We start from the raw sequence: 16,615 nt of genomic DNA, 5'->3' as shown, positions 1-16,615 counted from the left end.
AAAGGGAGAACCCGTGGCCAGTCCCTACATCAACGCCCCGCTCACGCCGGCCCGCCCCCGCATGTATGCGTCGAGCCTGGCCAAGGTGGTGTGGACGCTGGTTCCGATCGTCACCCTGGGACTGGCCGCCGCCGTTCCCATCGTCGTGGCCGCGGTCAAGGGCGTCGTGAAGCCCTGGCTGGCGGGGGTTTACATCGTCGGGGAGGTCGCCGTCTTCTCCGTCGCCTTCGCGATCAGCCCCGAGGCCGACGACACCAATCCCGTCCCGGGATTCCTCATGGTCCTGCTGATCATCACCGCGGCCACCCACACCGCGCTCCTCGACAACGACAGGATCAGTATCGGCAAGTAGGCGGCCGAGCGGGTCGCGGTCCGCCCGTTTTTCGTCCCAGGACATCCGATGTGCGGGGTGAAGGCGTTACGCCTACGGTGGCTCGCATGGCGGAAGCGGTGGAGTTGGAGGTGGGTGGGCGGAGCGTGCGGCTGTCCAGTCCGGGGAAGGTGTTCTTCCCCGAGTGCGGGTACACCAAGCTCGACGTGGCCCGGTACTACCAGGCCGTCGCCCCCGGTGTCCTGCGCGCCCTGCGCGACCGGCCCACCACGCTCCAGCGCTATCCGGACGGGATCACCGGCGAGTGGTTCTACCAGAAGCGCGCGCCCAAGGGGATGCCCGACTGGATCCCGACCGCGCACATCACCTTCCCCAGCGGACGCAGTGCCGACGAGATGTGCCCCACCGAGGAGGCGGCCGTCCTGTGGGCCGCCCAGTACGGGACCCTCACCTTCCACCCCTGGCCGGTGCGCCGCGACGACGTCGACCACCCCGACGAACTGCGCATCGACCTCGACCCGCAGCCCGGGACGGACTACGACGACGCGGCCCGGGCCGCCCACGAACTGCGGGCGGTGCTCGACGAGTTCGGCGGGCTGCGCGGCTGGCCCAAGACCTCCGGGGGGCGCGGCATCCATGTCTTCGTGCCCATCGAGCCGCGCTGGACCTTCACCCAGGTGCGGCGCGCCGCCATCGCCGTCGGCCGGGAGATGGAACGGCGGATGCCCGAGCGGGTCACCATCAAGTGGTGGAAGGAGGAGCGCGGCGAGCGCATCTTCATCGACTACAACCAGACCGCCCGCGACCGCACCATCGCCTCCGCCTACTCCGTCCGCCCCCGCCCGAACGCGCCGGTCTCCGCCCCGCTGACCTGGGACGAGGTGGGAGTCGCGCACCCGCAGGACTTCGACATCACGACCATGCCCGCGCGCTTCGCCGAACTCGGCGACGTGCACGCGGGCATGGACGAGGTCAGACACTCCCTCGACGCGCTGCTGGAGCTGGCGACGAAGGACGAGCACGACCACGGGCTCGGCGACCTGCCGTACCCGCCCGAGTATCCGAAGATGCCGGGCGAGCCGAGCCGGGTCCAGCCCAGCCGGGCCAGGAAGAAGTCTCCCGGCCCGGACTGAGCAACAACGCCCCGGCTCTCTACGGCTCTACAGCTCCTTGATCCGGATGTCCCGGTACGAGATCACGTCCGAGGTGCTGTGCACCTGGAGCCCGACATAGCCCGAGGCGAACCGCCGCCCGTCGGTGCCCGGATCGTCCGAGCGCTCCGGGTAGAAGACCTGGCCGCCGAAGTTGTCGAACTCGTTGATCAGCACACCGTTGCGGAAGACCGAGTAGTGCTGGTCCTCCACCCGGATCTCGTAGTCGTTCCAGGTGCCCTTCTCCGTCACACCCGCGCCGGCCAGGCCGACCCGGTCGAAGCCGTACACGGAGCCGGACTTGTACATGTCGCCGGTCGGGCTGTCGAACGCCTGGATCTCGTGCCCGTACTTGATGGCGACCCACTCCGGCCGCGACTCCTCCGGGTGGTCGTGCACCTGCGGGAAGCGCACGAAGACGCCGCCGTTGGTGTTCGCGGTGCCCGGGGCGTCGTCACGCCACTGGAGCTTCAGCGAGAAGTTCCCGTACTTGCGCTCGGGGAACCACAGCATCCCGAGGCCGTCCTTCGAGGTGCCCGAGGTGATCGACCCGTCCGCGTTCAGCCCGAACGAACCGCCGCCCACCTGCTCCCACTTGGCGAAGGACTCCTGGGTGCCGTCCATGATCGTGCGGTAGCCCTCGGTCTGGCCGGGCAGCCCGATCTTCGACTGCTTGGCGGCCTTGTTGATCGCCTTGACCTCACGCTTGTCGACGACTCCCTCGTCCCGCAGCGCGTCCATGACGTTGCGGACGTGCTTGAGGAAGAGCGCCTGGGACGTCCACTCCTTCTCGTCCTCGATCATCTCGTTGATCCGGCACCGGTTGTTGGTGACCCGGTTCGGCACTCCCGTGTCCACCGTGCCGACGATCACCGTCTGGCGCTCGTCGTACTCCGGGCAGGGCGGCGCCGGGACCCCGCCGGCCACCACCGTGAAGCTCACGGTCAGCGGCTCGGAGGTGTTGCCCGCCTTGTCGCTCGCCCGGTAGGCCACGGTGTGCCGGCCCACCCGGTCGACGACCACCGGGTCGGTGTACGCCAGGTAGGGCCCGGCGTCCAGCGAGTACTCCACACCGGCGACGCCGGAACCGCCCTCGTCCGCCGCGTTCACGGTCACCCTCGCGCTGCCGACGTAGGCGCCGTCGGAGTTCTTGGTGCCGTCCACGGTCGCGCCGGTCACCGGCGGGGTGGTGTCCTGCGGGGGAGCGGCGGCCACGGTGAAGGCGACGCTCTTCTCAGCCGCGACGTTGCCCGCCTTGTCGGTGGCCCGGTAGCGCACGGTGTGCTCGCCGACCTCGTGCACCATCACAGGCGCCGTGTACGCCGTCCAGGCGCCGTCGCCGACCGCGTACTCGATGGTGTTGACGCCGGAACCGGTGTCGGAGGCGGTGACGGTCACCGTCGCCATGTCGATGTACGCGCCGTCCGCGTTCTTCTCGCCGCTGACCGTCGCCGAGGTCTCCGGCGCGGTCGTGTCGTCGGTGTCGGGCGCGGCCACGGTGAACGTGACGCTCTTCTCCTCGGCGGCGTTGCCCGCCTTGTCGAACGCCCGGTAGCGCACCGTGTGCTCGCCGACCTGGTCGACGACGACCGGCGTGGTGTACGGCTGCCAGGCGCCGTCGGCACCGATCGCGTACTCGATCCGCTCGACGCCGGAGCCGCCCTCGTCGGTGGCGGCGAGCGTCACGGTCGCGGAACCGACGTAGGCGCCGTCGGCGTTCTGCGTGCCGCCCACCTCGGCCGAGGTCGCCGGCGCCGTGGTGTCCTCGCCGCCGCCGCCCTCGGTCACCACGAGCACGCCCGTCATCTGGCCGTGGCCCGGGATCGTGCAGTGGTACATGTACGTGCCGGGGGTGAGGGTGACCTCGGCGGTGTGCTTGCCGCCCTGGTCGTCGTTCGGGTTGGCCAGGATGTTCAGCTGCACGTCGCTGTTGTACTCGGGATCGCCGGTCATGAACGTCAGCGTGTGCGGCATGCCGGTCGTGTTTCCGGTCGCCTCACTGTTCTCGAAGACGATCGTGGCCGGACCGGCCACCGCCGTCTCGGGCGCCGACGTGTACTTGGTGATGTCGTCGCCCGCCGTCCAGGTCAGCACCTGGTCGGCGGCGGCCGCGGCGGGCGCCGCCGCGGGCTGTCCGGAGGCGGACGTCGCCTGCAGACCGAGCACCATCAGCAGACCGGCCAACAGCGCGGCCCACATTCTTCGTTGGCGTATCACTCGGACCTCCTCGCCAGCTGTCCGGCGGCCGGCGTCGGGCCGCCGCCCTCGTAGGTGACCCGCCACAGGGCCGACTTGGAGTCCGAGGTGAAGAAGCCGCGGCCGTAGTCCAGGACGTACAGCGCGCCGTCCGGGCCGAACTTCCAGCCCATCAGGTTCTTGATGCCGTCGTTGCCGACCGGCACGATCCTCTTCAGGGACTCCGAGTGCACCGGCAGACCGCCGTCGCCCTGCGTCTTCGGGTCCATCAGCACCGCGTTGCGCGGCTGGTCGGCGTCGTAGAAGTCACCGACGAACCACTTGCCGTCCCAGTACGCCGGCCACTTGGTCTCGCTGGCGTTGCCGGCGTCGTAGCGGTAGACCGGGCCGTTCATCGCGGCCTGGCCGCCGCCCTTGAGCCAGGGCAGCCGGTAGGTGGCCTCGTCCTCCTTGTACGAGGGGATCCCGTTCTCGTCGCGCGGGAAGTCTGGGCCGCCGCCCTGGGGCGAGTACCAGATGTTGTTGCCGGTCACCGGCGGCAGGTTGACCAGGCCGTCGTTGTTCGGCGACTCGTTCTTCGGGTGGTCGCAGTCGTACCAGCCCAGCGGCTTCGACGGGTCCGGCAGATTCCGGTCCCGGTACGGCTGCTTGTTGCCCATGCAGTACGGCCAGCCGCGGTTGCTCGCCTCGGTGATGGTGGCGAACGTGTCGTACTTGGCCGGACCCCACGTCGTCGACGGGGCACCGGCGTCCGGGCCGACCCAGCCGGCGTACAGGGTGTCGGTCTTCTTGTCGACGGAGATGCGCGCCGGGTTGCGCACACCCATCACGTAGATCTCCCCGCGCGTCTTGCCACCGCCCTCGGCGGTTTCCTTGCCCGTGAAGAGGTTGCCCTCGGGGAGCGTGTACGTCCCGTCCGGCTCCGGGTGGATGCGCAGGATCTTGCCGTTGAGGTTGTTGGTGTTGCCGGCGGTGCGGCGCGCGTCGGCGAAGGAGACGCCCTTGAAGTTGGGCTCCGGGTTGTTGCCCGAGTAACCGTCGCTGAACTGGCTGGAGTTGTTGTCACCGGTGGCGATGTACAGGTTCCCCTTGGAATCCCAGGCCATCCCACCGCCCGCGTGGCAGCAGCTGTGGATCTGCACCGGCCATTTCAGCAGCACCTTCTCGCTGCCCATGTCCAGCTTGTCGGTCGCCCGGTCGAGCGTGAAGCGGGAGACCCGACGCTCGGCCATGTGCGTGTCCCGGTTGATTCGGGAGTGCGGGGTGTAGTGCAGGTAGACCCACCCGTTCTCCTCGAACCCCGGGTCCAGCTCGATGCCGAGCAGGCCCTCCTCGACCTTGACCAGCTCGTCGCCGCCGCCCTTGTTGCCGAAGACGGTCAGCTCACCGGCGAGGGTGACCTTGTCGGTCTTCGGGTCCCAGACCTGGATCTGCCCGGTGCCCTTGCCGACGTCCGGGTCGTTCCAGTCGGTCACCACCGGCTGGGACGAGTCCGCACCGCCGCGGCCGATGTAGAAGACGCGGCCGTCGGGGGCGGTGACCAGCCCGTGGGGCTCGCCGATCTGGTCGTTCTGGCCGGGCTGGTTGGGCTTGGTGAGCCGCTCGGCCTTGTAGTTGGCGTCGATGGTCGCCTTGCAGTCGGCCTGCGAGAGCCGGGTCGTCCACATCAGGGCGCCGCGCAGATGGCTGCGGAACTCGGTCTCGTCGTACGACGACGCCGTGCCGCCCATGCCGGTGTAGAAGGACCGGCCGCCGTCGTAGTCACGGCACCAGCTGACCGGGTGGTCCCAGCCGTTGGCGCTCGCGCCGGGCGCGTACGTCGACTCGCGTACCCGGGCCACGGTGTGCACGTCGCCGGACGGGTTCTCCTTCCAGTTCAGCCACTGGTCGGGGCGCTTCCACTCCGCCGGCAGGTCCTTGGTGGCCGGATGCCGCCGGTCACCGACCTCGACCGTGGCCCGCTGGACCTTCGTCGGACTGTCGGCGGCGGGACGGGCGCCGACCAGACCGGTGAACCAGTCCGAGTACGGCTCCGCGCGGGCCGCGTCGTGGACGCCGAGGAACCCGCCCCCGGCCTCCATGTACGCCTCGAGTCCTGCCTCCTGGGCGGGAGTCAGGACGTCGCCGCCGCCGGTCAGGAACACGACCGCGTTGAACCGGCCGAGCTTCTTCTCGTTGGTGAAGACATTGGCGTTGTCCGTGGCCTCGACCTTGAACTGCTCCCCGGCCGGGCCGGAGAGGCCGATCCGCTCGATGGCCGCGATACCGGCGTTCACGACCGGCGACTCGTCCCCGGCCGCGGCGGACCCGTAGAAGATCAGCACCCGTACGTTGGCGCCGCCCGGCGGCGACTTGATCGACATCGTTGTCAGAGATGGGTCCGGCGCCGGACGCGCGCTGGCGGTGGGGCCAGCAAGCAGTCCCGCGGCGACGAAAGCGGCGGTGGCACACGCCGCCCAGCCTCTTCTTCTCGCGCTCAACCCTCTCAGGGGCATGGGCACCTCCTCGGTCACGGCAGCAGCGCCAAGGAAGCTAGACCTCTTTGCGCGGTACGCCAATAGGTATGACCGGGATCCAACGAACTTTGTCCTGAGTGTGGATAAACATGGCGGCAACCGGTACGGTCCCACAGGTTCGTCACAGCCAATCAGGTCCTGGGTCTGCGCATATTCCGTATCGGCGTGGGGAGTTCGGCATGGACAGACGAGGCTTCAACCGACGCGTACTGCTGGGCGGCGCTGCCGCCGCGACATCGTTGTCCATCGCTCCGGAGGCCGCGGGCGCGGCACCGGCGGCCAAGGGGATCACCGCGAAGACGGCGCCGGCCGGGGGCGAGGTGAGACACCTCAGGATGTACGCCGAGAATCTGCCCGACGGGCAGATGGGCTACGGCTTCGAGAAGGGCAAGGCCTCCGTCCCCGGCCCGCTGATCGAGCTGAACGAGGGCGACACGCTGCACATCGAGTTCACCAACACGATGGACGTGCGGGCCAGTCTGCACGTCCACGGCCTGGACTACGAGATCTCCAGCGACGGCACCGCGATGAACAAGAGCGACGTCGAGCCCGGCGGCACCCGCACCTACACCTGGCGCACCCACAAGCCCGGACGCCGCGACGACGGCACCTGGCGGCCGGGCAGCGCGGGCTACTGGCACTACCACGACCACGTCGTCGGCACCGAACACGGCACCGGAGGCATCCGCAAGGGCCTGTACGGCCCGGTGATCGTGCGCCGCAAGGGCGACGTGCTGCCGGACGCCACGCACACGATCGTCTTCAACGACATGACCATCAACAACCGCGACCCGCACACCGGCCCCGACTTCGAGGCCACGGTGGGCGACCGCGTCGAGATCGTCATGATCACGCACGGCGAGTACTACCACACCTTCCACATGCACGGTCACCGCTGGGCGGACAACCGCACCGGCATCCTCACCGGCCCCGACGACCCGACCCGGGTCATCGACAACAAGATCACCGGCCCGGCGGACTCCTTCGGCTTCCAGATCGTCGCGGGGGAGGGGGTGGGTGCCGGGGCCTGGATGTACCACTGCCACGTGCAGAGCCACTCCGACATGGGGATGGTGGGCCTGTTCCTGGTGAAGAAGCCGGACGGCACGATTCCCGGGTACGAGCCGCACGACCACGGCGGAGCGGCCGCGAAGAGCGCGGCGCCGGCCGGCGAGGCGCCCGCGCACGAACACGCGCACGAGCACTGAGCCGACGCCGGCCGGCTGCGCATACGCCCGTCCTGACCACCGAACACGCACGTTTCCCGCCCCTGGAGGGCTCCCTCCCGCGCCGCGGCCTGCCGCTATCCTGAGCCGCAGCCGCCGAGGAGGAGCCGCCCGTGACCGAGACCGCGCCGCGCCCCACCCTGGAGGCCGTGGCCGAGCGCGCCGGGGTCTCGCGGGCCACCGTGTCCCGCGTGGTCAACGGCGCCCACGGGGTGCGCGAGGCGCTGGCCGAGCGGGTCAGGCGGGCCGTGGAGGAACTGGGGTACGTGCCCAACCAGGCCGCCCGCTCCCTGGTGACCCGGCGGCACCGGGCCGTCGCCGTCGTCGCCGCCGAACCGGAGACGCGGGTCTTCGCCGACCCCTACTTCGCCCAGCAACTGCGCGGCATCAGCAAGGAACTGACGGCCCACGACAACCAGCTCGTGCTGCTGCTGACCGAAGGCCGCGAGGACCACGCCCGCGTCGGCCGGTACCTGGCCGGCGGGCACGTCGACGGCGCACTCGTCTTCTCCCTGCACCTGAACGACCCGCTGCCCGGCCTGGTCCGCGGCGCCGGCCTGCCGACCGTCTTCGGCGGACGCCCCGACTGGGACGACGGACGCGGCGACGTGGTCTACGTGGACAGCGACAACCGCGGCGGCGCCCGGTCGGCCGTCCAGCACCTGGCCGGGCTCGGCCGCACCCGCGTCGCCCACATCACCGGGCCGCTCGACCAGACCTCCGCCGCCGACCGGCTGGCGGGCTTCCGCGACGTCCGGGCCGACGCAGACCCGGGGCTGATCGCGCGGGGCGACTTCACCTCCGGCGGCGGGGAACGGGCGATGCGGGAACTGCTCGACCGGTGCCCCGACCTGGACGCCGTGTTCGCGGCCAACGACCTCACCGCGGCGGGCGCCCTGCGAGTGCTGCGCGAGCGCGGGCGGCGGGTGCCGGACGACGTGGCCGTGGTGGGCTTCGACGACATGCTGCCCGTCGCCGAGGAGACCGACCCGCCGCTGACCACCGTCCGCCAGGACATCGAGGGCATGGGCCGGCTGATGGCCCGCCTGCTGCTGCGCGGCCTGGACGGTGGGGCGGCCGAAGACACCGACGCCTCTCGGCCCTCGACCGCCACCCCGCCCGGCCTGATCCTGCCGACCACCCTCGTCCACCGCGCCACGACGTGAGCCGGTCGCGCCGCCGCGCCGCCCGGACGGCCCCCGTGCCCCCGGACGCGGGCACGCCCGCGCGCGAGCCGGTCGCGGGGCACCGTCGCGCCAGTGCGGACGCCGCACCCGGGCCGGAAGACGGAACGTGCCGGTACGCGCGCCCGGGTGCCGGGCAGGTCTCCGCGACCGGGGACGGCCGGAGGACCCGGTGCCCCGCGGCAGCCGCGTGGTCGGCCGCGCCGCTCCGGTCGGCCGCACCGCGGGGGAGGGGAATGCCGGGTGAGCCGGTGCGAACCCGGGTGCCGGGCCTCGACGTGAGCGCGCGCCGGACGCGCACCCGCTCTCCCTATCCCTGGCGCGGTGCAGGCCTGAGCACCGCGAACCGGGCGCCGTACGGGTCGGCGAGCCGTGCCACCCGGCCGACGCCCTCGATGTCCGTCGCGGGCACCCCCACCGAGCCGCCCAGTTCCGTGGTCCGGGCGACCGCGGCGTCCGCGTCGTCGACCGCGAAGTACGGGAGCCACCCGGCATCCGTGTCCGCGGGGTCCTCGGCGAGCGGGACGACGCCGCCGAACATGGCCTCCTCGCCCTCTCCGGCCGGATTGACGCAGGTGTAGGACCCGCCGGGGAAGGTGACGGCGGAGGTCTCCAGGCCGAGTACCGCGCGGTAGTACGCGGCGGCGGCCGCGATGTCCGCCGTGTGCAGCTCGACCCAGCACAGGGCGCCGGTATCGCCGGCCACGTCCAGGCCGGCGCGCTGCCCGGCCTGCCAGATGCCGAAGGGCACCCCGGCCCGGTCGGCGAGGATCGCCATGGTGCCCTGCTCCATGACGTCCGTCGGCTGCACGAGGACGCCGCCGTGGGCCTGCTCGGAGGCCTTGGCGGTGGTCCGGGCGTCCGGGACCCGGAAGTACACCGTCCAGGACGGCGGCCCCTGCTCCTCGGTCGTCTCCATGCCGCCGGCCACGATCCGGCCGTCCCGTTCGAAGAAGCCGTAGCCGCCGGCCTCCGGCCCCGCCGACCGGAACCGCCAGCCGAAGAGGCCGCCGTAGAAGGACGTGGCGCCGTCGAGGTCGGGGGTGCCGACGTCGAGCCAGTTCGGAGCGCCGGTGACGAAACGGGTGGTGAGCATGATCGCCCTCCTCGTAAGGGTCCCGTTGTCTGCACTGACGAGTCTTCCACCGACCACTGACACGCGCTTCCGCGCGCCGCCGTGTGCCGCCGTGCGCGGCGGAGGACGATCTGATCGGCTGCGGGTGCCGGACGCGCGGCGTTGATGACGCGTTGATCGAACGTTTTTCGTCTCCCGGCACGCTGCTGTCCATGCACATCGAGACCACCGCGACGCCCGACCTCAGCTGGCAGGAGCAGGCGTTGTGCGCGCAGACCGGGGGCGACTTCTTCTTCCCCGAGCCCGGCAGCTCCGTACGGGACGCGAAGCGCATCTGCGCCCTGTGCCCGATCCGCTCGACCTGCCTGGAGTTCGCCATGAGCAACGACGAGCGCTTCGGTGTCTGGGGCGGCCTGTCGGAGAAGGAACGGCTGGCCCTGCGGCGGACCATGTCCTGAGTGGCCCGTACGGGCGCCTTGCGCCCGTACGGGTCCCGGGTCCGGAGCGGGTCCGGGGCGGTCAGCCCGCCGCGCGGGCCGCCATCCGCGCCTTGCGTGCCGCCAGCTTCTCGTCGAACTTGGCCGCCTCTGCGTCCAGCCCGCCCATGTACAGCCCGAGTTCCTCCTGCGCCTGCTGCCCCTCGGGACCGAGGCCGTCGATCTCCATGATCTTCAGGAAGCGCAGCACCGGCTGGATCACGTCGTCGTGGTGGATACGCAGGTTGTAGACCTCGCCGATCGCCATCTGCGCGGCGGCCCGCTCGAAGCCGGGCATGCCGTGACCCGGCATCCGGAAGTTGACGACCACGTCCCGGACCGCCTGCATCGTCAGGTCCGGGGCCAGCTCGAAGGCCGCCTTGAGCAGGTTCCGGTAGAAGACCATGTGCAGGTTCTCGTCGGTCGCGATGCGGGCCAGCATGCGGTCGCAGGCCGGGTCGCCGGACTGGTGGCCCGTGTTGCGGTGCGAGATGCGGGTGGCCAGCTCCTGGAAGGCCACGTAGGCCACCGAGTGCAGCATCGAGTGCCGGTTGTCCGACTCGAAACCCTCACTCATGTGGGCCATGCGGAACTGCTCCAGCTTGTCCGGGTCGACCGCGCGCGAGGCGAGCAGGTAGTCGCGCATCACGATGCCGTGCCGGCCCTCCTCCGCGGTCCACCGGTGCACCCAGGTGCCCCAGGCGCCGTCGCGGCCGAAGAGGCTGGCGATCTCGTGGTGGTAGCTGGGGAGGTTGTCCTCCGTCAGCAGGTTCACCACGAGGGCGATCCGGCCGATCTCGGTGACCTTGGACTGCTCCTTCTCCCAGGCCTGGCCGTCCTCGAAGATCCCGGGGAAGTTCCGCGCGTCGGTCCACGGCACGTACTCGTGCGGCATCCAGTCCTTGGCGACCTTCAGATGCCGGTTGAGTTCCTTCTCGACCACTTCTTCCAGCGCGAACAGCAGCCGGGCGTCGGTCCAGTCGGCGGAAGTGCCGAAGTGCGGGGAGACGATCGTCACGGAGAACTCCAGGGGGACGTACGACAGAGCGGAGCAGCCGGCGAGCGGTGCCGGGAACCTACGGGATCGTAGGCTACGAAACCGTAGGTTACGAGAGCGTAGGTTAAACGCACTGTAAAGGTCGCTGATCAGCCACTGTCCCACGGGGTACGACACGGCCCCGAGACCCGCAGGTCCGGGGCCGGTCAGGCGCCCTCGGCGCCGTGCTCAGACGTACAGTTCCCGCAGCCGGACCGAGAGGCACGTCACACAGCCCTCCAGCTTCTCGAACTCCCCGATGTCGACGGGCACCGGCTCGTGACCGAGGTCGGCGAGCAGCTCCGCCGTCTTCGGCGCGCTTGCCGCCATCAGCAGCTTGCTCCCGCCGAGCAGCACCACGTGCGCCCCCGACTCCTCCGGCACCGGCAGGAAACGGGGGAACAGCGAGGGCACGTCCGTCATCGGGATGTGCCCGAGCACCGTCCCGTCCGGCAGCGCGGTGACCGCCGACTTCAGATGCAGCACCTTGCTCACGGGCACGGCGACGACCCGGGCGCCCAGCGGCTCGAACGCCGCCCGCAACTGCTGGACCCCGGCCGCGTTGGTGCGCCCGCCGCGGCCCACGTAGATCGTGTCGCCGATCTTCAGGACGTCGCCACCGTCCAGGGTGCCGGGCTCCCACACCCAGTTGACCGAGCAGCCGAGCCGGGCCACGGCCTCCTCGACACCGGCCGTCTCCGCGCGCCGCGACTCGGCGCCGGGCCGCGTGATCAGCGCGACGTTGCGGTACATGACGACCGTGTCCTCGACGAAGACCGAGTCCGGACAGTCGTCGGCAGGGTCCACCTCCAGCGTCTCCCAGCCGTGCGCTCCGAGGGCCTCGACGTAGGCGTCCCACTGCTCGACGGCAAGGCCGTGATCGACCTTCTCCCGCTCGATGTGCGTCACCAGTCCCTCGGCGAGCCGGGGACTGGGACGGCGGACGAGGGCCTTCTTGCTGGGCACGAGGGGGTCTCCGGGCTCCGAGTCGGTGCTGGCTGCTGCGGCGCCCGTGACGCGGCGCCGGTTCGCCATCATGCAGCGCGGACCAGTGCGGACGGAACCCCCGTCGGCGCCTCGTGGCCCTCCTGAGATGCTCCGCGGTGGCCGGGTCGCGGGCCGCGAGCAGTTCGCGCGGGGCGCCCTCGAAGACCACCCGTCCGCCGTCCCGTCCTCCGCCGGGGCCGATGAACCCGCTCGTCCTGAGGACGTCAGGCGGGATACCCGACGGCTTCCGGCGTGGTCTCCCTCAGTTCTCCTTCCTCGAACAGCAGCCAGCGCGTGATGCCGAGCGACCGCAGGAACGGTATGTCGTGACTGGCCACGATCAGCGCCCCCTCGTACGCGTCGAGGGCGCTGGTGAGCTGCCGGACGCTCGCCATGTCCAGGTTGTTCGTCGGCTCGTCCAGCATCAGCAACTGCGGCGCGGGCTCGGCCAGCATCAGCGCCGCCAGCGCCGCCCGGAAGCGTTCGCCGCCGGACAGGGTGGCCGCCCGCTGGTCGGCGCGGGCACCCCGGAACAGGAAGCGCGCCAGCCGCGCCCTGATCCGGTTGTTGGTGGCGCCCGGCGCGAACCGGGCCACGTTCTCGGCGACGCTCAGCTCGCCGTCGAGGACGTCGAGGCGCTGCGGCAGGAACCGGAGCGGCACGTGTGCCGTCGCCTCTCCCGCCACCGGCTCCAGCTGCCCGGCGACGGTCCGCAGCAGCGTGGTCTTGCCGGCACCGTTGCGCCCGACCAGCGCGATCCGCTCGGGGCCGTGCAGGTCGAGACCGCCCGTCACACGGGCGCCGTACGCCAGCTCCAGGTCCCGCAGGGTGAGCACGGTCCGGCCCGGCGGCACGGCCGTGTACGGCAGGTCGACGCGGATCTCGTCGTCGTCCCGCACGGCCTCCACCGCGTCGTCGAGCCTCTCCTTCGCCTCGGCCAGCTTCTCCTCGTGCATGATGCGGTACTTGCCGGCCGACTGCTGCGCCGTACGGGCACGCAGCTTCATCACCGCCCGGGGCTCGCGCTTGGTGTCGTACATCTTCTGCCCGTAGCGCCTGCGCCGGGCCAGGACCACCTGGGCGTCGGCCAGTTCGCGCTTCTGTTTGCGCAGGTCGGACTCGGCGACCCGCACCATCCGCTCGGCCGCCTCCTGCTCCACGGCCAGTGCCTCCTCGTACGCCGAGAGGTTCCCGCCGTACCAGGTGACCGAGCCGGAACGCAGGTCGGCGATCTGGTCGACCAGTTCCAGCAGCTCGCGGTCGTGGCTGACCACGACCAGCACGCCCGGCCAGGACCGGACGGCCGCGTACAGCCGCCTGCGCGCGTACACGTCGAGGTTGTTGGTGGGCTCGTCCAGGAGCAGGACGTCCGGCCGGCGCAGCAGCAGCGCGGCCAGGCGCAGCAGCACCGACTCGCCGCCCGAGACCTCGCCGACGGTGCGGCCGAGACCCACGTGGCCGAGTCCCAGCTCGCCGAGCGTGGCCAGCGCGCGTTCCTCGACGTCCCAGTCGTCGCCGACGGCCTCGAAGTGCTCCTCGCTCGCGTCACCCGCCTCGATGGCGTGCAGCGCGGCCCGCCGCCCGGAGATGCCGAGCACCTCGTCGACCCGCAGCGCGGTGTCGAGCGTGACGTTCTGCGGCAGGTGGCCCACCTCGCCGGCCACCCGGACGGTGCCCCCGGTCGGGGTGAGCTGTCCGGCGATCAGCTTCAACAGGGTTGACTTCCCAGCTCCGTTGACGCCGACGAGACCGGTCCTGCCGGGGCCGAGGGCGAGGTCGAGTCCGTCGAAGACGGCGGTGCCGTCGGGCCAGGCGAAGGACAGGGACGTGCAGGTGAGGGAAGTGGGGGAAATAGACATACGGGGTCTCCGCGGTTGCTCGATGCGGTCAGGGGCAAACGCGTATCGAGACACCGGAAGCGGGCGGCCGTCGTCGGACGAGGGGAGGGCACGCAAGAGGCCCTGCTGCGTCAGGAGGCACGGGACGGCTCGAACGCCGAGGTCGCACGCGGCGCCCACACGTGGGATACGTGTGAGGCGGTGTCTCAGGACCTCAGACGAGCAACGTCCTTCTCCGATCGGCGGCAACAGAAGCGGTACCGAACCTAGAGAAGACCCGGTTGGCCTGTCAACGCATTTACGCGGACCCCGAGGAGGCCCCCGTGCCCAACGGCTCGCTCTCACTGCCGGCCCGGCTCTGCCTGCTGGCCTGGGACCCCGCGCGGTCCACGGCCGCCGACACCGCCCGGGTCCACCACCTGGTGCGCGCCGGCGCGCTCACCGAACTGGCCGGGCGTGGTCTGCTCACCGACGACGACGGCATCGCGACACCCGCCGACCTGGACTCCCGCACCGGGGACGCCGTCCTGGACGGGCTGCTGGAGCTCGTCCGCGAGTCGATGCCGCACCGCTGGAGGACGTGGGTGCGGCTGCACGCCCGGATCACCTACGACGCCGTGCGGGAGCAGCTCGTGGCCGAGGGGTACGTGCGTGCCGAGAAGAGGCGCGTGCTCGGCGTGTTCCCGTCGGTGGACCACGTGCTCGCGCGTGGAGCCGTGGCCCGGGCGTTGCGCGAGGAGGTACGGCACGTCCTGGAGGGAAGGCCGCCGGCCGGGCAGGCGTCCGAACGGGACGCGGCCATGGCCGCGCTGGCGGCCGCCGCCGGACTGGGCGTCCCGGAGGGCGCGGGGAGCGGAGCGCGCGGCCGGGAACGGATCGCGGAGCTGACAGGACGGTGCGGGAGCGCGGCGCCCGGCATGCGGAAGATCGTGGCCGAGGTGTGGGGCGCGGTGAGCGACGAGACCGCGCAGGCGCCGGCAGGCGGCTGAGCCTGCGCCGGCGCGGGTTCCGGCACGGTGGTCAGCAGCTCCCGCGCATCAGCTCCGCGAGATCGTGGTCCAGGTCCAGCTGGAGGTGCTCCAGACCCACAGGCACCAGCTCACCGGCTGCCTGCAGGAACCGGCGCAGCTCGCCCGAGCGCACATGGATCACGGCGGTGCCCTCGGGTGCGTGGAACTCCAGGACGGTGCGGTCGTACCCGTAGGGGCGCACCCGGACGTCGCCGTGCCCGTTCGGCTCGCCCATCCCCGCGATGAGCAGCTCGCGGGAGAAGGTCCAGCAGACCTCCACGCCTTCGAGCGTGGCCGGGGCGGGGAACGTCATGCGGACGGCGAACGGGTCACGGCGGTCGTAGTGGAGGGTGGCGGGGATGTTCGGCATACGCGGCGCGGCGGCGACCAGACGCGCCTCGACGGGCTGCTCGATGACGGTGGACAACGCCTTGCTCCCTCGTGACGGCTGGACGGGCTTCGGGGGTGGTGCGGGCCGGGCACTGGAAGAGACGTCGGAATCAGCCCATCCGTGCACACGACGAGCGAGTGACCTCTGTCACCGCGTTCATGCCCGGGAGTGACACGGCTCTCCTCGCGTGCCCCGAAGGGCACTTGCGCCGCTCGTGCGCCACGCGCGCGTGGCACACGGCACCCGGTGACGGGTCTCGGACATCCGGTTCTGTGGGCTCGCCGCCGTCGGCCGGCACAGCGCCCGGCCGGCCGGCACGGCGCCCGGGCGGCCGGCACCACGGACGGCGGGCCCGGCACACCGTCGACACCGGGTCGTACGACGCCGTGGACTGCACCCCGGGCCCGGGCTGTTGGACCGCGGGCCCGCAGGGGCGGGTCGCCGGGCCGGAGCGCTGACGCCGGGCGGGTGAGGGTGTTCGTCCGTAACGTGGGTAACCGTTCGCTGAACGTGAGAGGAAGTGAGCGGACATGCCGAGCGGTTCGAACTCCAAGCGGGAGCGGCAGTACGAGCACATCAAGCAGAGCGCCAAGGACCGCGGCGAGAGCACCGGCCGTGCCGAGGAGATCGCGGCGCGGACGGTGAACAAGGAGCGCGCGCAGTCCGGAGAGTCGAAGACCGCCAGCCGCACCTCGACGCGGGACAAGTCGCCGGGCAAGCGCGGCGGCCGGCGGTCCGGGAACCGGCAGGGCCCCCAGGGGCCCACCTACGACCAGCTGTACCAGGAGGCCAAGCGCCGTGACGTCCACGGCCGGTCGAGCATGAACAAGGGGGAGTTGCGGCAGGCGCTGGGCAAGTGAGCCGCGACTCCTAACCGAGCGTCTCCCGGTAGCGCTCCAGCGCGGGCGCCGTCTTCGTGGCGACGAACTCGGTGACCCGGTAGGCGCACACGCCCGCCCTGACGAACGGGTCGCCCGCGGTGATCTCCTCGATCCGCGCACGGTCCCCCGCGACGGCGAGGATCACTCCGCCGTCGCGGGGCTCCTTGCGCCCGGACGCCAGGAACACGCCCTCCTCGTACAGCCCGTCGAGCCAGGCCACGTGGTCCTCGAGGACGGCGTCGACGGATTCGAGCGGGGCGGTGTAGGACAGCTCCAGTACGAACATGATCGCGAGCCTACTCCGGGCTCCCGTAGGC

The 16,615-nt window shown here is 71.3% G+C and carries 15 protein-coding genes; 7 read left to right on the top strand and 8 right to left on the bottom strand.

Translation table 11 applies throughout. The features are described 5' to 3' along the window. Window positions 1–13 precede the first annotated feature (13 nt). Window positions 14–352, top strand: coding sequence for a hypothetical protein (locus ACIQFU_RS32530; RefSeq protein ID WP_402556380.1), 339 nt, complete (start codon window positions 14–16; stop codon window positions 350–352). Window positions 353–438: 86 nt separating this feature from the next. Continuing rightward, entirely contained in the window at window positions 439–1,464 is a 1,026-nt protein-coding gene (ligD, locus tag ACIQFU_RS32525; protein WP_402556378.1) for a non-homologous end-joining DNA ligase, read from the top strand. Between the two features lie 27 nt (window positions 1,465–1,491). Here the strand turns inward: ligD and ACIQFU_RS32520 are convergent, their stop codons facing one another. Together ACIQFU_RS32520 and ACIQFU_RS32515 are read right to left on the bottom strand one after the other, a co-directional pair. Next, the gene (locus ACIQFU_RS32520) at window positions 1,492–3,681 is read right to left on the bottom strand and encodes an OmpL47-type beta-barrel domain-containing protein (protein ID WP_402556455.1); all 2,190 of its coding nucleotides are present in this window, start codon (window positions 3,679–3,681) and stop codon (window positions 1,492–1,494) included. A gap of 14 nt (window positions 3,682–3,695) precedes the next feature. Beyond that, complete coding sequence (locus ACIQFU_RS32515; protein ID WP_402556377.1) at window positions 3,696–6,173, bottom strand: ThuA domain-containing protein; 2,478 nt, start codon at window positions 6,171–6,173, stop codon at window positions 3,696–3,698. Between the two features lie 200 nt (window positions 6,174–6,373). Between ACIQFU_RS32515 and ACIQFU_RS32510 the strand changes: the two genes are divergently transcribed. Further along, window positions 6,374–7,402: a multicopper oxidase domain-containing protein gene (locus ACIQFU_RS32510; protein WP_402556376.1), complete on the top strand. Its 1,029-nt coding sequence runs from the start codon at window positions 6,374–6,376 to the stop codon at window positions 7,400–7,402. Window positions 7,403–7,533: 131 nt separating this feature from the next. Then, window positions 7,534–8,586, top strand: a complete 1,053-nt coding sequence (locus tag ACIQFU_RS32505) for a LacI family DNA-binding transcriptional regulator (protein ID WP_402556374.1) — start codon at window positions 7,534–7,536, stop codon at window positions 8,584–8,586. Window positions 8,587–8,914: 328 nt separating this feature from the next. Here ACIQFU_RS32505 and ACIQFU_RS32500 read toward each other — a convergent pair whose 3' ends face one another. After that, window positions 8,915–9,700 carry a VOC family protein gene (locus tag ACIQFU_RS32500; protein ID WP_402556372.1) on the bottom strand — a complete coding sequence of 262 codons (786 nt, stop codon included), beginning with the start codon at window positions 9,698–9,700 and terminating at the stop codon, window positions 8,915–8,917. A 191-nt stretch (window positions 9,701–9,891) separates the two neighbouring features. Between ACIQFU_RS32500 and ACIQFU_RS32495 the strand changes: the two genes are divergently transcribed. Next, on the top strand, window positions 9,892–10,137 hold the full coding sequence (locus ACIQFU_RS32495) for a WhiB family transcriptional regulator (protein ID WP_402556370.1): 246 nt from the start codon (window positions 9,892–9,894) through the stop codon (window positions 10,135–10,137). A 61-nt stretch (window positions 10,138–10,198) separates the two neighbouring features. Here the strand turns inward: ACIQFU_RS32495 and ACIQFU_RS32490 are convergent, their stop codons facing one another. The 3 genes from ACIQFU_RS32490 to ACIQFU_RS32480 form a co-directional block, all read right to left on the bottom strand. After that, window positions 10,199–11,173 (bottom strand): acyl-ACP desaturase, encoded by a 975-nt coding sequence (locus ACIQFU_RS32490; protein ID WP_402556368.1) that lies wholly within the window; start codon window positions 11,171–11,173, stop codon window positions 10,199–10,201. A 207-nt stretch (window positions 11,174–11,380) separates the two neighbouring features. Next, window positions 11,381–12,157 (bottom strand): dimethylargininase, encoded by a 777-nt coding sequence (gene ddaH / locus ACIQFU_RS32485; protein WP_402556367.1) that lies wholly within the window; start codon window positions 12,155–12,157, stop codon window positions 11,381–11,383. 245 nt (window positions 12,158–12,402) lie between these two features. Then, complete coding sequence (locus ACIQFU_RS32480; protein ID WP_402556365.1) at window positions 12,403–14,037, bottom strand: ABC-F family ATP-binding cassette domain-containing protein; 1,635 nt, start codon at window positions 14,035–14,037, stop codon at window positions 12,403–12,405. Window positions 14,038–14,339: 302 nt separating this feature from the next. On the opposite strand from ACIQFU_RS32480, the gene ACIQFU_RS32475 reads away from it, so the two are divergent. Next, on the top strand, window positions 14,340–15,005 hold the full coding sequence (locus tag ACIQFU_RS32475) for a GPP34 family phosphoprotein (RefSeq protein ID WP_402556363.1): 666 nt from the start codon (window positions 14,340–14,342) through the stop codon (window positions 15,003–15,005). 31 nt (window positions 15,006–15,036) lie between these two features. Here ACIQFU_RS32475 and ACIQFU_RS32470 read toward each other — a convergent pair whose 3' ends face one another. Then, window positions 15,037–15,453, bottom strand: coding sequence for an SsgA family sporulation/cell division regulator (locus ACIQFU_RS32470; protein ID WP_402556361.1), 417 nt, complete (start codon window positions 15,451–15,453; stop codon window positions 15,037–15,039). Between the two features lie 494 nt (window positions 15,454–15,947). On the opposite strand from ACIQFU_RS32470, the gene ACIQFU_RS32465 reads away from it, so the two are divergent. Further along, window positions 15,948–16,277 (top strand): plasmid stabilization protein, encoded by a 330-nt coding sequence (locus tag ACIQFU_RS32465; RefSeq protein WP_402556360.1) that lies wholly within the window; start codon window positions 15,948–15,950, stop codon window positions 16,275–16,277. 10 nt (window positions 16,278–16,287) lie between these two features. Here ACIQFU_RS32465 and ACIQFU_RS32460 read toward each other — a convergent pair whose 3' ends face one another. Beyond that, on the bottom strand, window positions 16,288–16,584 hold the full coding sequence (locus ACIQFU_RS32460; protein WP_402556359.1) for a YciI family protein: 297 nt from the start codon (window positions 16,582–16,584) through the stop codon (window positions 16,288–16,290). Window positions 16,585–16,615: the final 31 nt, after the last annotated feature.

It is taken from the genome of Streptomyces sp. NPDC093065, assembly GCF_044754585.1.
GTDB lineage: Bacteria > Actinomycetota > Actinomycetes > Streptomycetales > Streptomycetaceae > Streptomyces.
Note: the sequence above shows the minus strand (reverse complement) of the source record. Positions and strands in the feature narration are given on the sequence as shown.

Excerpts from the sequence above, each read along its gene's own strand:
- ligD (WP_402556378.1), top strand. The coding sequence starts at position 439 with ATGGCGGAAGCGGTGGAGTTGGAGGTGGGTGGGCGGAGCGTGCGGCTG.
- ACIQFU_RS32520 (WP_402556455.1), bottom strand. The coding sequence starts at position 3,681 with ATGTGGGCCGCGCTGTTGGCCGGTCTGCTGATGGTGCTCGGTCTGCAG.
- ACIQFU_RS32515 (WP_402556377.1), bottom strand. The coding sequence starts at position 6,173 with ATGCCCCTGAGAGGGTTGAGCGCGAGAAGAAGAGGCTGGGCGGCGTGT.
- ACIQFU_RS32510 (WP_402556376.1), top strand. The coding sequence starts at position 6,374 with ATGGACAGACGAGGCTTCAACCGACGCGTACTGCTGGGCGGCGCTGCC.
- ACIQFU_RS32500 (WP_402556372.1), bottom strand. The coding sequence starts at position 9,700 with ATGCTCACCACCCGTTTCGTCACCGGCGCTCCGAACTGGCTCGACGTC.
- ACIQFU_RS32495 (WP_402556370.1), top strand. The coding sequence starts at position 9,892 with ATGCACATCGAGACCACCGCGACGCCCGACCTCAGCTGGCAGGAGCAG.
- ACIQFU_RS32480 (WP_402556365.1), bottom strand. The coding sequence starts at position 14,037 with ATGTCTATTTCCCCCACTTCCCTCACCTGCACGTCCCTGTCCTTCGCC.
- ACIQFU_RS32465 (WP_402556360.1), top strand. The coding sequence starts at position 15,948 with ATGCCGAGCGGTTCGAACTCCAAGCGGGAGCGGCAGTACGAGCACATC.
- ACIQFU_RS32460 (WP_402556359.1), bottom strand. The coding sequence starts at position 16,584 with ATGTTCGTACTGGAGCTGTCCTACACCGCCCCGCTCGAATCCGTCGAC.